Source organism: Nocardia aegles (assembly GCF_052545135.1).
Genome location: NZ_JBQWRI010000002.1, coordinates 91,113 through 106,110, shown reverse-complemented (window position 1 = coordinate 106,110; position 14,998 = coordinate 91,113). Strand labels below are relative to the sequence as shown.

General features: G+C 69.6%; 13 protein-coding genes. 4 read left to right on the top strand and 9 right to left on the bottom strand.

The genetic code is table 11. The annotated features are described in order from the left end of the window. Positions 1–104 precede the first annotated feature (104 nt). Both ACT89H_RS05770 and prcB read left to right on the top strand, forming a co-directional pair. Positions 105–1,424 carry a family 1 glycosylhydrolase gene (locus ACT89H_RS05770; protein WP_445107455.1) on the top strand — a complete coding sequence of 440 codons (1,320 nt, stop codon included), beginning with the start codon at positions 105–107 and terminating at the stop codon, positions 1,422–1,424. A gap of 97 nt (positions 1,425–1,521) precedes the next feature. Continuing rightward, the gene (prcB, locus tag ACT89H_RS05765) at positions 1,522–2,349 is read left to right on the top strand and encodes a proteasome subunit beta (protein WP_445107454.1); all 828 of its coding nucleotides are present in this window, start codon (positions 1,522–1,524) and stop codon (positions 2,347–2,349) included. Between the two features lie 11 nt (positions 2,350–2,360). Here prcB and ACT89H_RS05760 read toward each other — a convergent pair whose 3' ends face one another. The 3 genes from ACT89H_RS05760 to ACT89H_RS05750 all read right to left on the bottom strand — a co-directional run bounded on the left by ACT89H_RS05760 (position 2,361) and on the right by ACT89H_RS05750 (position 4,640). Then, positions 2,361–3,659: an NtaA/DmoA family FMN-dependent monooxygenase gene (locus ACT89H_RS05760; protein WP_445107453.1), complete on the bottom strand. Its 1,299-nt coding sequence runs from the start codon at positions 3,657–3,659 to the stop codon at positions 2,361–2,363. A gap of 45 nt (positions 3,660–3,704) precedes the next feature. Next, positions 3,705–3,899 carry a hypothetical protein gene (locus ACT89H_RS05755; protein ID WP_445107452.1) on the bottom strand — a complete coding sequence of 65 codons (195 nt, stop codon included), beginning with the start codon at positions 3,897–3,899 and terminating at the stop codon, positions 3,705–3,707. Positions 3,900–3,971: 72 nt separating this feature from the next. Continuing rightward, positions 3,972–4,640: a TetR/AcrR family transcriptional regulator gene (locus ACT89H_RS05750; RefSeq protein WP_445107451.1), complete on the bottom strand. Its 669-nt coding sequence runs from the start codon at positions 4,638–4,640 to the stop codon at positions 3,972–3,974. A gap of 316 nt (positions 4,641–4,956) precedes the next feature. Between ACT89H_RS05750 and ACT89H_RS05745 the strand changes: the two genes are divergently transcribed. Then, on the top strand, positions 4,957–5,832 hold the full coding sequence (locus ACT89H_RS05745; RefSeq protein ID WP_445107450.1) for a TIGR03619 family F420-dependent LLM class oxidoreductase: 876 nt from the start codon (positions 4,957–4,959) through the stop codon (positions 5,830–5,832). Here the strand turns inward: ACT89H_RS05745 and ACT89H_RS05740 are convergent. Next, positions 5,810–5,989 carry a hypothetical protein gene (locus ACT89H_RS05740; protein WP_445107449.1) on the bottom strand — a complete coding sequence of 60 codons (180 nt, stop codon included), beginning with the start codon at positions 5,987–5,989 and terminating at the stop codon, positions 5,810–5,812. The two genes, ACT89H_RS05745 and ACT89H_RS05740, sit on opposite strands and share 23 nt — an antisense overlap. Positions 5,990–6,148: 159 nt before the next feature. After that, a complete protein-coding gene (locus ACT89H_RS05735; RefSeq protein WP_445107448.1) occupies positions 6,149–6,772 on the bottom strand; it encodes a hypothetical protein in 624 nt (207 codons plus the stop codon). A 284-nt stretch (positions 6,773–7,056) separates the two neighbouring features. On the opposite strand from ACT89H_RS05735, the gene ACT89H_RS05730 reads away from it, so the two are divergent. Continuing rightward, a complete protein-coding gene (locus ACT89H_RS05730) occupies positions 7,057–7,287 on the top strand; it encodes a DUF6480 family protein (RefSeq protein WP_445107447.1) in 231 nt (76 codons plus the stop codon). A 58-nt stretch (positions 7,288–7,345) separates the two neighbouring features. Here ACT89H_RS05730 and ACT89H_RS05725 read toward each other — a convergent pair whose 3' ends face one another. From ACT89H_RS05725 to ACT89H_RS05710, 4 genes are all read right to left on the bottom strand, one after another. Then, entirely contained in the window at positions 7,346–8,185 is an 840-nt protein-coding gene (locus tag ACT89H_RS05725) for an SDR family oxidoreductase (RefSeq protein ID WP_445107446.1), read from the bottom strand. Positions 8,186–8,223: 38 nt separating this feature from the next. Continuing rightward, the gene (locus tag ACT89H_RS05720) at positions 8,224–8,784 is read right to left on the bottom strand and encodes a hemerythrin domain-containing protein (RefSeq protein WP_445107445.1); all 561 of its coding nucleotides are present in this window, start codon (positions 8,782–8,784) and stop codon (positions 8,224–8,226) included. A 214-nt stretch (positions 8,785–8,998) separates the two neighbouring features. Further along, positions 8,999–13,603, bottom strand: coding sequence for a cation-translocating P-type ATPase (locus ACT89H_RS05715; RefSeq protein WP_445107444.1), 4,605 nt, complete (start codon positions 13,601–13,603; stop codon positions 8,999–9,001). Positions 13,604–13,695: 92 nt separating this feature from the next. Then, on the bottom strand, positions 13,696–14,886 hold the full coding sequence (locus ACT89H_RS05710) for an alcohol dehydrogenase catalytic domain-containing protein (protein ID WP_445107443.1): 1,191 nt from the start codon (positions 14,884–14,886) through the stop codon (positions 13,696–13,698). Positions 14,887–14,998: the final 112 nt, after the last annotated feature.

Sequence of the window (14,998 nt, the reverse complement as noted above, 5' to 3'; positions counted from 1 at the left end):
AGGGCCGTCTCGGGTGGGTTGAGCCTGGATCGTGACGGTTGCGCGACCAGCGACACGCGAGTTCTTGCGCCGAGGTTCAGCAATCTTCCAGTTACGCTTCGGCGATGCGTACACGCACTCACCGGCGCGGGTTCGCCGCGTTGTCGGCCGCTGCGGCGGTGCTGATGGCTTCGGGGCTTTCCGCCGCTCAGCCGAGCCGGGAGCTGCCCGTGTTCGATGCGCATTTTTTGTGGGGTGTGGCGTCGTCGGGTTTCCAGTCCGAGGGTCATGCGCCCGACAGCAACTGGTCGCGTTTCATCGCGTCGGGTGGGACGGCGGATCCGTATCACGATTCGGTGGATTTCGCCCGCCGCTATTTCACCGATATCGATCTGGCGGCGCGGCTGGGTGTGCGGGTCTACCGGGTGGGTATCGAGTGGGCGCGACTGCAACCGGCGCCGCATGCCTGGGACGAGGCGGCGTTCGGGTTCTATGACGATGTGATCGCCCGGATCGTCGCGGCGGGGATGCGGCCGATGCTGACGTTGGATCACTGGGTGTATCCGGGGTGGGCGGTGGATCGTGGCGGGTGGCGCAACCCGGGCATGGTGGAGGATTGGCTGGCGAACATGCGTGAGGTGGTGCGCCGGTTCGCCTCGCGCGACCCGCTGTGGGTGACGTTCAACGAGCCCGTCGCGTATATCGGCACCGAGTTGCGCACGGGCGGCATCGGTGTCGAGGAGGCGCCGGTGACGTTGAACCGGATCGCGCAGGCGCACAACGAGATCTATGACGTCATCCATGGTTTTCGGCCGGATGCGCAGGTGACCAGCAACCTGGGGTATGTGGCGGGTGCGGAGACGGAGGTGAACCAGCCTATCGTGGAGCGGATCTCGGCGAAGTTGGACTTCATCGGGCTCGACTATTACTTCGCTCCGCTGCCGCAGACCGGGGAGGCGGAGCAGGGCGGCGCGGCGGGGGGTACGCCGATGTGGGAGCTGCCGGTGCATCCGGAGGGTATCTACTATGCGTTGCGGCATTACGCGCGCCAGTTTCCGGGTCGTCCGCTGTATGTCGTGGAGAACGGGCTTCCGACGGAGAATGGGCAGGTTCGCCCGGATGGGTACACCCGTGCCGATCATCTGCGGGACACGGTGTATTGGTTGCAGCGGGCGAAGGCCGACGGGATGAATGTGATCGGCTACAACTATTGGAGTCTGACGGACAACTACGAATGGGGTTCGTACGCGCCGCGGTTCGGGCTCTACACGGTCGATGTGCTGACCGATCCGACGCTGGCGCGGCGCCCGACCGATGGGGTCGAGGCGTATGCGCGGCTGATTCGCGCGGGGGGTGTGGCGCCGGCGTATCGGCCGACGCGGGCGCCGGTTCCCTGTGTGCACATCGACGCGGCGGAGACCTGCGTCGGGGAGGACCCGGCCTAGAGCGGTTGTCGTCGAGGGGTGGTGGGGTTCGGGTAGCGTCGGGCGGAAGAGCACGCGTTCACGGGTGGTGCAGGCTCTCCGCCCGGAGAGGTGATTCATGACGACCGACAGTCACCTGCCGCTCGGCTTGCGGTATCCGGCGGCGTCCTTCTCGGAGTATCTGCGCCGGTATGCGCCGGAGTTGTTGCCGGAGTGCGATTTTCGCGATGGTGCGGGTGGTGTCGCGCCGCACGGGACGACGATCGTCGCGATCTGTTATCGCGGTGGTGTGTTGGTGGCGGGTGATCGGCGGGGCACGATGGGTCATCTGGTGTCGATGCGCGATATGCAGAAGGTGTTCATCACCGACACGTATTCGGCGGCGGGTTTCGCGGGCACGGTCGGGATGGCGTTGGAGATGATCCGGTTGTTCGCGGTGGAGCTCGAGCATTACGAGAAGATCGAAGGGGCTTCGCTGACGTTCGACGGCAAGGCCACGAAGTTGTCGGCGATGGTGCGGGCGAATCTGCCTGCGGCGTTGCAGGATATGGCGGTGATCCCGGTGCTGGTGGGCTATGACCGGGACGCCGCGGATTCGGAGCGGGCGGGGCGGATCGTGTCGTATGACGCGGTGGGTGGCCGGCAGGAAGAGCGTTTCGGTTATACCGCGGTCGGTTCGGGTTCGGTGTTCGCGAAGTCGTCGTTGAAGAAGACCTATCACCGCGATGTCGATGCGGAGGCGGCGTTGCGGCTGGCGGTGCAGGCGTTATTGGACGCGGCCGATGACGATACCGCGACGGGCGGTCCGGATCTGTTGCGCGCGATCTATCCGACCGCGGTGCTGGTCGGTGCCGACGGTGCGGTGGAGGTGGCGCAGGAGCGCCTGGCGGAGATCGCTCGCGCGGTGGTGGATGCGCGGGCGGCCGCGGAGGGGCAGTTGATGTGACAGCGGCCGGGTCAGTCCGGGAGCGGAGGTAGTTCCAGGTTTTCGCGGAAGGTCGCGCCGAGGTAGTCGGAACCGGCGATGCCGCGGCGGCGTAGTTCCGGCAGCAGTCCGTTGACGACGAAGTCGCGGGTGCGTTCGTCGGCGAGCCCGCCGAGGGAGATCACGTCGAGAACGCCTGCGTCGTAGCGTTCTTCGATCGCGTCGGCGAGTTGTTCGGGGGTTCCGGCGGCGGCCCAGTGGCCGGTGTCTTTGGCGGCGATGATCAGTTCGCGCAGTGTCTTTCCCGAGCGCGCGAAGTTGCTGAAGATCTCGACGCGGCCGCGTCTGCGGTGCACGGTGGTGACGTCGGGGAGCAGGGTGTCGGGTAGGGGTTTGTCCAGTGGCAGGTCGGACAGGTCGACCCCGCCACCGAGCATGTCGGCGAGGGCGGTGCGTCCGGCCTCGAAGTCGGTCGCCTCGGCTTGTTCCCGCGTGAGGCGCTCGGCTTCGGCTGCGGTGGCGCCGTAGGTGGCGTGGAAGGAGCTCATGATCAGCGGCAGGCCTTCGGGGCGGCCGAGTTCGCTCGCGCGGGCGCGGATGCGTTTGGTGTAGGTGACCGCGTCTTCGATGGTAGGCAGTGAGGTGAATACGACCTCGGCGAATCGGGCGCCCAGTTCGATGCCGCCTGCCGATTGGCCGGCCTGGAACTGGACGGGTCTGCGCTGCGGCAGGGGCGGGATGTTCAGCGGCCCACGGACGGTGAAGTATCGCCCGGTGTGGTCTATGGGCCGCACGCGGGTGGCGTCCAGGATGGCGCCGCCGTGGCCGTCGGAGCTCAGCGCGCCGGGCCGCCAGCTGTCGAACAGGGCGTTGACGACCTCGAGGGATTCGGTGGCGCGGGCATACCGGTCTTCTGGGCTGGGCAGGTCCTGGTCACCGTAGTTCTCCTCCCCCACCGAGGATGTCACCGCGTTCCATGCCGCGCGGCCGTTGCTGATGTGGTCGAGGGTGCCGAAGAGCCGGGCGAGGTTGTAGGGGTGGTGGAAGGTGGTGGTCACTGTCGCGATGAGCCCGATGTGTGTGGTGACGGCGCTCAACGCGGATAGGAAGATCAGTGGTTCCTGCGCGCCGATCGCGCCTTGCGCGCCGAAGCTGAGCAGGTCGGCGGCGAAGAGGGCGTCGAATTTGTGCTGCTCGGCGATTTTCGCGATCTCGATCGACGAGGCGACCGTGGTGGCGGCGGGATCGATGGCCGCCGCGTATACGCTGACCGCACCGCTGACTCCTGTGACGATCTTCAGGGGCCGTCGTCGCCCACCAGCATTGCCCATTGCGGCGACGCTACCGGCGTGCGCTGCTGTCGCAGCGGGTTGCGATCAGCGAGATGTTTTCTGTGCGGCCGGTTTTCCGTCGTCGGGGTCCTCGGTGGTGGTTCGGTCCGTGCGCGGCACTCGCACCACTCCGGTGTCCAGATCGATGTCGAACCGCGGCGTATGGGTCTGCCCGTCGCTGTCCTCGCTGCCCGCATGGGTCAGCTTCTTGCCCGGAAACAGCTCCCCGATGACGCCCATACGATCACCCTACGCGCGAGTGGTGCGGGTTGTTCCGCAAGCGCATCGGCGGCCGACCGCCGTCCCGGCGACTCAGCGGACGCTGGTTTGATGCGGGCCGGTTTCAGTGCCGCGGCGCTGCGGCTGTGCGGTGGGGACGGGCACGGTGAGCATGGCGACGATCATGTCCACGATCTCTGCGGCGTCGTAGGGGTGGGCGGTGCGCACACCTGCTTCCAGGGTGCGCTCGTAGTCGGCGATCAACGCGAACATGACGGTGGCCATGGTTTCCAGGCGCTGCCTGCGGAGCCGTCGCGGCAGGCCGGTCAGCGCGGCGTCGAGGCGGGTGGCGATGATGCGGACCGCGGCGCGGTCGGCTCCTGCGAGGCGGTGTGCGTCCGCGACGACGGAATGGGTGCGCACTACTTCCAGGAACCGGCCCAGGTGGGTCACGTGGTCGTTGCGGAGCAATTCGAGGATGGGGGTCGCGAGCATGGCGACGAGGGTGTGCACGTCGTTGCCGCGGCCGTCGGCTTCGTGGGCGGCCAGCAGGTGCATGCGCCGCTGTTCGAGCCAGGTCATCCGGCGTTCGACGATGGCCTCGATCAGCCCGGTGCGTGAATCGAAGTAGTAGTGCACGGCGGAGTTGTTGCGCTGGCCGGCGGCGGCTGCGATGTCGCGCAGCGGCACGTCGACGCCGCGTTCGGCGATGAGGCGTTCTCCGGCGTCGAGCAAGGCGGTGCGCGAATCGTCGCTCGGCATAACCGCACTGTACTGAACACATGTGTTGACGGTGTTGAACACAGATGCTTAATTGAACGGCGTGGATAGTGTGGCGGCTCTATCTGTTCGCACAACGAATTGCTGCGGGTGTCGCGGGAGATGAAAGCGTTGTTCGGACACTTGATCCCGGAAGGCTTCACCAACCCATGGCGGTAGACGGTGGCCCCGGTGCCGTCCTCGAGACCGTCGAGGCGGTTCGGTCCGTCTGCGGAAGTTCCCATCATGTCCCGGCGACGGGCCCGGTCGCCGAAGGGACCTGCGCGGCGCGTCCCGACGCGCCAGGAAGGCGAGCACCATGCGTTTCACCTATGCCGAGACGATGACCGACCCGTCGTATTACCTCGCTCTGGCCAAGGCCGCCGAGGAGGCGGGCTACACCTCCATGGCGGTGGCCGACAGCGTGGCCTACCCGAGGGAATCGGACGCGAAGTACCCCTACACCCCTGACGGCAGCCGAGAGTTCCTGGAGGACAAGCCGTTCATCGAGGCGTTCGTGCTCAGCGCGGCGATGGCGGCGGTGACCACCACGCTGCGTTTCACGCCGTTCGTGCTGAAGCTGCCGATCCGGCCGCCGGTGCTGGTGGCCAAGCAGGCCGCGTCGGTGGCCGCGCTCAGTGGCAACCGGTTCGGGCTCGGTGTCGGCATCAGTCCGTGGCCGGAGGATTTCGAGATCATGGGGGTGCCGTTCGACAGGCGCGGCGCGCGGATGGACGAATGCATCGACATCGTGCGCGGACTTTCGGCCGGCGGGTACTTCGAATACCACGGGCAGTTCTACGACATTCCGCCGATCAAGATCAGTCCGGTGCCGACCGAACCGGTGCCGATCCTCGTCGGCGGGCACAGCAGGCCGGCGTTGCGCCGGGCCGCGCAGCGCGGCGACGGGTGGATGCACGCCGGGGGCGACAGCGCCGAACTGGACCGGCTGCTGGGCGAATTGGACACGTTGCGCGCGGAGTGCGGTACCCGCGGGGATTTCGAGGTGCACGTCATCTCGCTGGACGGATTCACCGTCGACGGGATCAAACGCCTCGAGGACAAGGGGGTCACCGATGTGATCGTCGGCTTCCGGCTCCCCTACACCACCGAGCAGGACACCGAGCCGCTGGAGCGCAAGATCGCCAATCTGTCCCGCTTCGCGGAGGAGGTCATCGCCCGGGTCGGCGGGTGAAGCCGGGTGCGGGCCGGGACCCGAGCGCGGCTGCGGTGAGGGTCCGCGCCCGGTAGCTCGCACCGAACAGCGCGACGTGCACCAGCAGCGGATGCAGCTGGTGCAGCGGCGTGCGGGTGCGCCATCTATCCGGCGGGTGGACGGGTTTCGTCCGCATCCTACGAATGGTCGGCCGGCGCGGCCATTACCTCCCGGGTAATGACTGCCGATACCGAGCGGGTCTCCGGCGTGCCCGGCCGTGCTGCTGTCCGGCGCGGTGGCCGAGTATGACGAGGTCCGGCCGGAAGCATGTGCTCCGGCCGGATGTCGAGCGAGGTCAGGCCATTTCGGGGACGCGCAGATGTGCGAACGCCAGGTCGAACTCCCCGACCTCGAGTACGTTCGCGCCTACCCGCTGGGTAGCCGTGCTCCTGATCCGATTGCTGTGCTCTCGGGTGGCGTCCATCGCCTCGCGAGTCGCCCACACCATCGCGCCCACCCCTCGGCCGCTGTCCCGGTCGACGAACAGGCTGGCGCTGCAGAATCCGTCGAGCGTTTCGATCTGCGGCAGCACTTCCATCCGGAACGAATCGATCAGACGTTCCACCTGTCCCGGGTCGACCTGCACCCAACTGCACCGGGCGCAGGCCGTGTCGTCGGCCGGATGGTCGCGGTGCATCGCCGCGATCTCCCACTCCTCGACGCGCTCCACCTCGCCGCCGAGCTGCCGCGCCAAGCCCTCGCGCAGTTGCTGGGCTCGTCCTCTGCTGGCCTGCAGCGCCTCCTGTGACTCCCACGAGGTCGACGCGATGCAGCGTCCCGTCGACCGGTTGACGAGCAATGACAGTCCGACCCATCCGTCCAGTTGCCGCAGATTCGTCATCACTTCATCGCGGAGGTATGCGATCCCGTCGTCCATCGATGACGGCTGGGACGCGAATGTGCTGGAACGTGCGTACACGGCCCACCTCCCGACTGCTCGGGGTGGCGCCCCGGTGGCGCCACCGGACATACTCACCTTCCTCCGGCCCCGGCCCGCACGCAATGCCTCGGTTACTGATCGGCTATGGCACTCGGCGGATCTCGATTGGGCCTGCGGATACCGGGTAGGTCCCTGCCATGGAACTGTTGGTGATTCTCGGACTCGTGGTGCTGGTCGGGGCGGTGATCCTGTATCGGAAGAGGTCCGGTAAGCGGCCCGACGCACCTGAGGTACCCGGGAACGACGGCGAGTAGGGAGCGGCTATGAGCGCGATGGATCCCGATCCCGCGAAAACCCCCGACCTGGAACCCGGCGGTGGTGTGCCGCCCGGCGCCACACCACCGGATACGCCGCAGACGTCCGGTCTGTCGGCGCCGGAGCCCCGCACCCGACACCACTTCCCCGTTACCGGAGTGGTGGCGATGCTCATCGGGGCGCTGGTGATCCTGTTGTTCGTCGCCGTCGCCGTCGGGCTCGTGGTCTCGATGCTGTGATCGGCCACCGCCGCCGATCCAGCCGATCCGCCGACCCCGGGTCATGGTGCGCCGAGCCTCACAGGATCGGCCTGCCGCCGGTGACGGCGATCCGAGCGCCGGAGACGTAGCTGCCGTCGTCGGAGGCGAGCATGACGTAGATGGGCGCCAGTTCGGCCGGTTGACCGGCGCGGCCCAGCGGGGTGTCGTCACCGAACCGGGTGACCTTCTCGACCGGCATGGTGGACGGGATCAGCGGAGTCCAGATCGGCCCGGGCGCCACGCTGTTGACTCGGATCCCGCGCTCCCCCAGCAACTGTGCCAGGCTGGCGGAGAAGTTGGCGATGGCGGCTTTGGTCGCCGCGTACGGGGCCAGCGTGGGCGAGGGCATGTCGGAGTTCACCGAGGAACTGCCGATGATCGACGACCCCGGCGGCATGTGCGGCAGCGCCGCCTTCACCAGGTAGAAGTAGGCGTTGATGTTCAGTGTGACGGTGTGCTCGAACTCTTCGTCGCTGATCTCCTCCAGGGTCTCGTGCGTCATCTGGAATGCCGCGTTGCTCACCAGCACGTCGATTTTCCCGAATTCCCGGACCGCCCGATCGATGACGGCGCGGCAGTGCGCGGCTTCGGACAGGTCGCCGGGCACGAGCACCGCTTTGCGGCCTGCCTGTGTCACCAGGTCGGCGACTTCCTTCGCGTCCTCGTCCTCGTCGAGGTAGGAGATCAGCACGTCCGCGCCTTCGCGCGCGTAGGCGATCGCCACCGCCCGCCCGATGCCGCTGTCGGCGCCGGTGATGACGGCGGCCTTGCCGGTCAGTTTGCCGGAACCGCGGTAGCTGTCCTCACCACAGTCCGGCACCGGATCCATCTTGGCCTGGATGCCCGGGACTTTCTGTTGCTGCTCGGCAAACCCCATATCGGTCCTCCTTCGGGCGTTCGGGGGCTGCGGGTGGTTCAGGTGTTCTGCTGCTGTCGCCAGTCGCGCACGGCGTCGCGGGCCCGGTCGAACAGCGCCAACGGCGGGCCAGCCACCAGATTCGCGAGCGCGGACTCCCCCGCGTGGGGATGCGGCCGGGTGGGCGCCACCGCCTCGGCGGCCCGCAGCGACCCGGCCATACGCTCGAGCTGGCTGGCGGAGAACTGGGCACGCAGCAGGGTGAATTCCTCGGCCTCCTCGTGCGCGGCGTGCTCGTCGACCGCGTCGGCGAACCGGGCGAGCCGGGCATCGAACTCGGGATGGTCCACCCCGAGGTCGTAGAGGTCGGCCAGCGCGCGTTTGGCCGCGTTCTCCTCCGCCAGCCGCGGCTGCACGATGTCGGCGTCGGCGCCGAAACGGGCCCGTCCGGCGACCGGGTGTACGACCTCCTCCTCGGCGCTCTCGTGCACGGCAAGCAACCGCACCAATTCGGTGAACATCTCCTGTCTGCCGTCCTGGTCGGCCTGCAATCGCGCCAGCAGTCCGCGAATCTCCTCGTGCTGGGCGGTGAGCAGGTCGACGACATCCTGGTCGGTCATCGCAACTCTCGTTTCTGTCGCTTCGGAACGTGTTCCTGGGCTGAGGTTGTCGAACTCTGGGCGACCGGGTGCCAGGTGTCCCGGTCACCGCGCGGCACGGCTGTCGGCGGTGTCTCGCGCCGATCCCCGGTCCGTGCCGGTACGGCCCTGCCCGACGGCAGGGTCCGTCGTCAGGCGGGTACCCGGGCGGTCAGCCGCCAATCAGCGCACCGCTCTACTCGGGTTCCGGCTCGGGCAACAACCGCGGAAGCACCACCGCGGCGGCGGTTGCGGTGGTCGCGCAGGTGGTCGCGATCCCCCAGCCGATCGGATCCAGCGGGCGGCAACCGAAGTAGCCGCACAGCCCCGGCGTCATCACTACCGCACCCAGCACCGCTCCGCTGGCGGCCGTGGTGAGCCATACCAGGGGACTGCGGTAGCCGGAGACCAGCGTCTGGCCCAGCTGCGTGCCGATGAGCGCGACCAAACCGATGGTGGCGGCGCGCCGCTGGGTGCCGGTCAGGCGACCGAGGGTCCAGGCGACCGACGCGCTGGTGGCCGTGGCGACGCCGCGGACGCCGAGCGTGCGCAGCAGGTCGGGGCCCAGGCGCGCCGGCGGCAGTTCGGCCAGCCGCTCGGCCGCGCGCTGCGCGTGTGCCTGCGGGTCGTCGCCGTCGTCGGGGTCGACCGCGTCTCGCTCGCGCGAGAGCGCGAGCGCCATCGCGGGGAACATGTCGGTGAGCATGTTCACCAGCAGGAATTGCCGGGTGCCCAGCGGCGCCTGCCCGCTGACGGCGGTGCCGTAGAGCGTGAAGGCCACCTCGCCGGCGTTGCCGCCGACCAGCACGCCGACGGCGTCGGTGACCCGCTGCCACATGCCGCGGCCTTCGACCAGAGCGTGCAACAGCACCAGGGGGTCGGGGTGGGTGAGCACCATGTCGGCGGCGTTGCGTGCGGCGACCGAACCCTGTGCGGCCAAACCGATTCCGACGTCGGCGGTGCGGATCGCGGCGGCGTCGTTGCTGCCGTCGCCGGTCATGCCGACCACGTGGCCCGCGCGGCGCAGCGCCGCGACGATGCGCACCTTCTGTTCCGGGCTGACCCGGGCGAAGACCGTGGCCTGTTCGATCAGTTCCGTCCGCGCGGTCTCATCGAGCCGGTCGAGGTCCGCGCCGGTCACCACCTGTCCCGCCTCGATGCCGAGCTGGCGGGCCACCGCCGACGCGGTCACCGGGTGATCGCCGGTGATCATGCGCACGCTGATGCCGTTGCGCTGCAACGCCGTCACCAGCGGCACCGTCTGCGGGCGGGGCGCGTCGGCGAGGCCGATGAACCCGAGCAGGCTGAGTTCCACGACCGCCGCCTCGATGTCGTCGGGTTCGGTGGACAGGTCGCGCCGGGCCACCACCAGCACCCGCAGGCCCTGTTCGGCGAGATCGCGGACCACGTGTTCGGCGCGCTCGCGCATGCGCTGGTCGAAGGGGTGGTCGAGCTCGCCCACCCGCACCTTGGTGCAGCGCGACAGCACGACTTCCGGCGCACCCTTGACGATCAGCCGCAGTTTGCGGGTGGTGTGACCGAGGGTCGCGGCGTAGCCGCGGTTGGATTCGAACGGAATCTCCTCGATCGCATCCCAGCGGCGGGCGTCGTCACCGAGCGCCTGGTCCGCGGCTTCGACCACGGCGCGGTCGGTGGCGTGCAGGATCGGGCCGTCGGCGGGATCGGGGCAGGCGCGGGCCGCGGCGCGCAGCAGACGGTGCGCGTATTCGGCGTCGGCGTCCGGGGACCACTGGTGGTCGAGATCGGCGAGCGTGGTCAGGCGCAGCCGTCCCTCGGTCAGCGTGCCGGTCTTGTCGAAGCACAGGGTGTCCACCCGGCCCAGCGCCTCGACGGTGCGGCTGGCGCGCACCAGCACGCCGTGGCGGGACAGCCTGCGTGCGGCGGCGAGCTGGGCGACCGTGGCGACCAGCGGCAATCCTTCGGGGACCGCGGCGACCGCGACAGCGACGCCGTCGGCGATGGCGGTACGCAGCGGCCTGCCGCGCAGCATGCCCAGTCCGGTCACGATGCCGCCGCCGGTCAGGGTCAGCGGCAGCGCGCGGTCGGTCAGGCGGCGCAATTGCGCCTGCACGCCGGCCTTCTCCGGCGGGATGGCGCCGGCGGCGGCGCGGCCGGCTTCGGTGTCGGAACCGACGGCAACGACGATCGCCCGCCCGGTGCCGTTGACCACGGTGCTGCCTTCGAAGACCATGCAGGCGCGATCGGCCACCGCCCGGCCCGGGGTGGCCGCGACCTCCTTGTCGACGGTGATCGACTCGCCGGTGAGGCCTGATTCGTCCATTTCCAGGTCGTCGGTGCACAGCAGCCGCGCGTCGGCGGGGACCACGTCGCCGGCCCGCAGCACGATCACGTCGCCGATCGCGAGCATGTTCGCGGCTACCCGATGTTCGCGCGGTTCGTCGGCGTCGAGTTCGGCGCGATCGATCACGCGGGCGCTGAGTTGTTCTCCCTCGAACAGGCGGTACAGCGCATTCTCGGCGCGCTGGCGCTGCCAGGCGGAGACCAGCGCGTTGACGCCGAGCACCGACGACAGCAGCACCGCGTCCGACGGCGCGCCGAGCACGGCGGTGGCGACCGCGCCGACGCCCAGAATGGGGGTGAGGGGATCGGCGAGTTCGCGGCGCAGCTGGACGGCGAACGACGCCGCCGCCGTGAGGACACCCACGCCCGGGATGCGAGCGACGGGGCCGGGCTGGGCGCGCTCGGTCACCGGGACGGGCTGCGGCAGTCGGCTCAGCACCTCCTCCGGCTCGAGGGCGTGCCAGGGCAGCAACGGTGCGAGCGTGGCCGGTGGGGCGGTCCGGGCCGCACGCCATCCGGTGAAAGCGCCGGTGAGCAGACCGGTGTAGTGGGCGACGGTGATGGGTGAGGAGCGGCCCGCGTTGTCCGGTGCCACCGCGAGCAGCAGGCCGCCCAGCGCCGCCCCCGACAAGGCCAGTGAGCGGCCGCGTTCGCTCACCTGACGGGCCGGAGCGATGGTGGCGAGGACGCGGTCGGCCTGCGCGAGGTCGCGGCAGACCGCGTCGGCGGTCCAGGGCATCTGCAGTGCGTTGGCTTCGCGCACGGCCAGACCGATCGCGACATCGGCGTGGGCCAGCGCCTTGTGCGCGCGGGGGCTCAGCACGGCGACGACGTGACCGTCCTGCTGCAGAGCGCGCACCAGCCCGCTCATCGACGTGGAGGGGGAGACGAATTCGTCTGCCATCGAGCGCAATTCGGCGGCGTCGGCGCCCGCGGCGAGGGTGATGCGCAAGCCCGCGCTGCGCGCCCGGCCCAGCAGCGCATGTGCCCGCCGGTCGAGTTCCCGGCCGACCAGCACGCGTCCGACCGGCATTCCGTTGTCGTGGAGTACGCGCCACACGGGGCGGCGCGTCACACCGTCGTCGGGTTTTCCGGTCGCGGGGTGCACCAGTCGGCGGAGTCCTCCGGACGACAGGTACCGGCCGGTGTCGTCCGGCTGCGTGTCGTCCCGGCCGTCGGCGCCCTCGTGCTCCCACAGCAGGCGCTGGCTCGCGCTCCATACCTCGGCCACCGACCATCTCGGGTCGGTGGCTTCCGCGTCGAGCACCAAACGCCGTGCGGTCAGCAGCGATTCTCCGTCGATCACCAGCGCCGACAATCGGTCCAGCCGCCGCCACACCCGGGGGTGCAGCGTCAGCACACCCGCCCGGCCCAGCATCGTGGAGACGAGCGCGCCGTAGGCCTCACGGCTGGCCCGCGCCGCCTTGGGTGCGCCGAGTTCCAGCGCGTCGGACGCGCCGAACAGGCCGCGTCCGCCGAGGACGGAGGTCACCGCACCCACCAGCGCACCCGCGGCCGTCTCGTCGGCGACCCGTTCGATCGGTCCCTGCGGCATGTCGACCACGCGGTCGGGCGGGGACAGCGGATCGCACACTTCCGCTGGGCGGCGGTCGATCTCGGCCTCCCAGTCCTGCCACTGCACATAGCGGGTCAGCGACTCGGTGAGCGTGAAACCGCGGTGCACCGCGTCGATCACCAGATTCGCCGTGCCCGCCGCCGCGTTGTTGCCCAGGGCGTTGCCGATCGCGTTCGCCGTGGTCAGCACCAGATCGGTGCGTGGACGGCCGAGCTGATCCTCCAGCCGTCTGCGGATGCGGGGCTGGTTGTCGGCGAAAGCCGCCACCGCGCGCAACACCCGGGCGGGCTTGCGCAGCGGCAGCACCGCGCTCACCGCGGACAATCCGATCGCGCACACATCGCCCGCGACCTGGATCCCCGCCGCCAGCAGCGGCTCCCGGTCCCCCGGATGCTCGCAGCCGCGACTCCAGTCCAGGTCGCCGACCGCGGTGTCGGCCTCGACGGATTCGATGGCGGAGACCAGGGCGGGCAGGTCGGCCGCACCGTGCTCGAGGGCGGCCACGATGCGGCCGGTCACCGCGTTGACCCGCCACCAGCGCACATCGCGGCGGCGGTCCAGGGTCCGGTGCAGTGCCTGGGTGACGTCTTCGCTCTTGCCGGAATCCAGTCCGCGAACCTCGACGGTGGCCCGGTCCTCGTAGAGGGCCACCCGGCGCCGCGACCGCAACGCATGCGGATCGACCAGTGCCGCCAACTCGTCGCGCAACTCCTCGTCGCGGCCCAGATTCAGCAGCGACGCACCCGCCCGTGCGCCCGCGGCCACCGCCTGCGCCGGCGCCTGCGCCGCTCTGGTTCCCAGATCGACGGCCTTCTCCACGCTCGCGCGGGCCAATTCCGCCGCAACGGAGGTGGGCGCCTCGAGCCACCACGGTGAGACGACTCCGCGTAGTAAGAAGCTCATACCCGGCAGCTACCCAGGCATGGGCGGAGCAAACCGTCACGACCGCGGTGCCGGGCATCGCGGCCGGGTCCGGTGCGGACCCGCTGCGCCGGTCAGTTCGCGGTCGGGTCCAGCACGATCTTCACCGCACCGTCGGTTTTCCGCTGGAAAGTGGCGTAGGCCTGCGGTGCGTCGCTCAGCGGAAGGCGATGGGTCGCGAAGGTATCCACACCGAGCGGATCGCCGTCGCGCAGCAGCGGCAGGATGTCCTCGACCCACCGTTTGACGTTCGCCTGTCCCATCCGCACCTGGATCTGCTTGTCGAACAACACCCGCATCGGCAGCGGGTCGAGCATGCCGCCGTAGACGCCGATCACCGAGATGGTGCCACCGCGACGGACGATGTCGATGGCGGAGTGCAGCGCCGCGAGCCGGTCGACGCCCGCGGTGTCCATCACCTTCCGGGCCACGACATCCGGCAGGAACGCCGCCGAGCGCTGAGCCGCCGACGCGATCGGCGACCCGTGGGCTTCCATCCCCACCGCGTCGATCACCGAGTCGGTGCCCCGGCCGTCGGTCCAGCCGCGAATGATGTCGCCGAGCGGCTCGTCGACGCCGTCGAGGTCGATCACCTCCACCCCGTGCCCGGCCACTCGCGCCAGCCGCTCGGGTACCCGGTCGACACCGATGACGCGATAGCCACGATGCGCGGCGACCCGGCAGGCCATGTCCCCGATCGGGCCCAGACCCAGCACGGTCACCGATCCGCCGTCCGGCACTCCGGCGTATTCCACCGCCTGCCACGCGGTGGGCAGCACGTCCGACAGGTACAGGAAGCGGTCGTCGGCCGGTCCGTCGGGCACTGTGATGTGGGTTGCGTCCGCGTGCGGCACCCGCAGGTACTCGGCTTGGCCGCCGGGCACCCGCCCGTACAGCTTCGAGTAGCCGAACAGTGCCGCGCCGCAGCCGTATTCGCGTACCTGCGTGGTCTCGCACTGGGTGGTCAGACCGGTCCGGCACATGTAGCAGGTGCCGCAGCTGATCTGGAACGGGATGACGACGCGGTCGCCGCGTTCCAGCCCGGTGACGGCCGAACCGGTCTCCACCACGCGCCCCATGGGTTCGTGGCCGAGGACGTCTCCGTTGCTCATGTAGGCGCCGAGCACTTCGTACAGGTGCAGGTCGGATCCGCAGATCCCGGTGGAGGTGACCTCGATGATCGCGTCCGTCGGTGCCTCGATCCGAGGATCGGGCACCGTCTCCACGGCGATTTTGCGTCGTCCTTGCCAGGTCACTGCCTTCATCCGGGCGGCTCCTTCGTCGAAGTCGGTAGGTGTTCCCGTCCTACCCGGACACCTGTGCCCGAAACGATCGCGGCGGGGTCGCCCGAGCGACGGCGGGGTGGGCGACACCGCA

What these genes read in the sequence shown, in the direction of transcription:
- ACT89H_RS05755 (WP_445107452.1), bottom strand. Translation starts at nt 3,899, where the DNA reads ATGGGCGTCATCGGGGAGCTGTTTCCGGGCAAGAAGCTGACCCATGCG.
- ACT89H_RS05720 (WP_445107445.1), bottom strand. Translation starts at nt 8,784, where the DNA reads ATGACCGACCAGGATGTCGTCGACCTGCTCACCGCCCAGCACGAGGAG.
- prcB (WP_445107454.1), top strand. Translation starts at nt 1,522, where the DNA reads ATGACGACCGACAGTCACCTGCCGCTCGGCTTGCGGTATCCGGCGGCG.
- ACT89H_RS05750 (WP_445107451.1), bottom strand. Translation starts at nt 4,640, where the DNA reads ATGCCGAGCGACGATTCGCGCACCGCCTTGCTCGACGCCGGAGAACGC.
- ACT89H_RS05725 (WP_445107446.1), bottom strand. Translation starts at nt 8,185, where the DNA reads ATGGGGTTTGCCGAGCAGCAACAGAAAGTCCCGGGCATCCAGGCCAAG.
- ACT89H_RS05745 (WP_445107450.1), top strand. Translation starts at nt 4,957, where the DNA reads ATGCGTTTCACCTATGCCGAGACGATGACCGACCCGTCGTATTACCTC.
- ACT89H_RS05730 (WP_445107447.1), top strand. Translation starts at nt 7,057, where the DNA reads ATGAGCGCGATGGATCCCGATCCCGCGAAAACCCCCGACCTGGAACCC.
- ACT89H_RS05710 (WP_445107443.1), bottom strand. Translation starts at nt 14,886, where the DNA reads ATGAAGGCAGTGACCTGGCAAGGACGACGCAAAATCGCCGTGGAGACG.
- ACT89H_RS05715 (WP_445107444.1), bottom strand. Translation starts at nt 13,603, where the DNA reads ATGAGCTTCTTACTACGCGGAGTCGTCTCACCGTGGTGGCTCGAGGCG.
- ACT89H_RS05760 (WP_445107453.1), bottom strand. Translation starts at nt 3,659, where the DNA reads ATGGGCAATGCTGGTGGGCGACGACGGCCCCTGAAGATCGTCACAGGA.
- ACT89H_RS05770 (WP_445107455.1), top strand. Translation starts at nt 105, where the DNA reads ATGCGTACACGCACTCACCGGCGCGGGTTCGCCGCGTTGTCGGCCGCT.
- ACT89H_RS05740 (WP_445107449.1), bottom strand. Translation starts at nt 5,989, where the DNA reads ATGCGGACGAAACCCGTCCACCCGCCGGATAGATGGCGCACCCGCACG.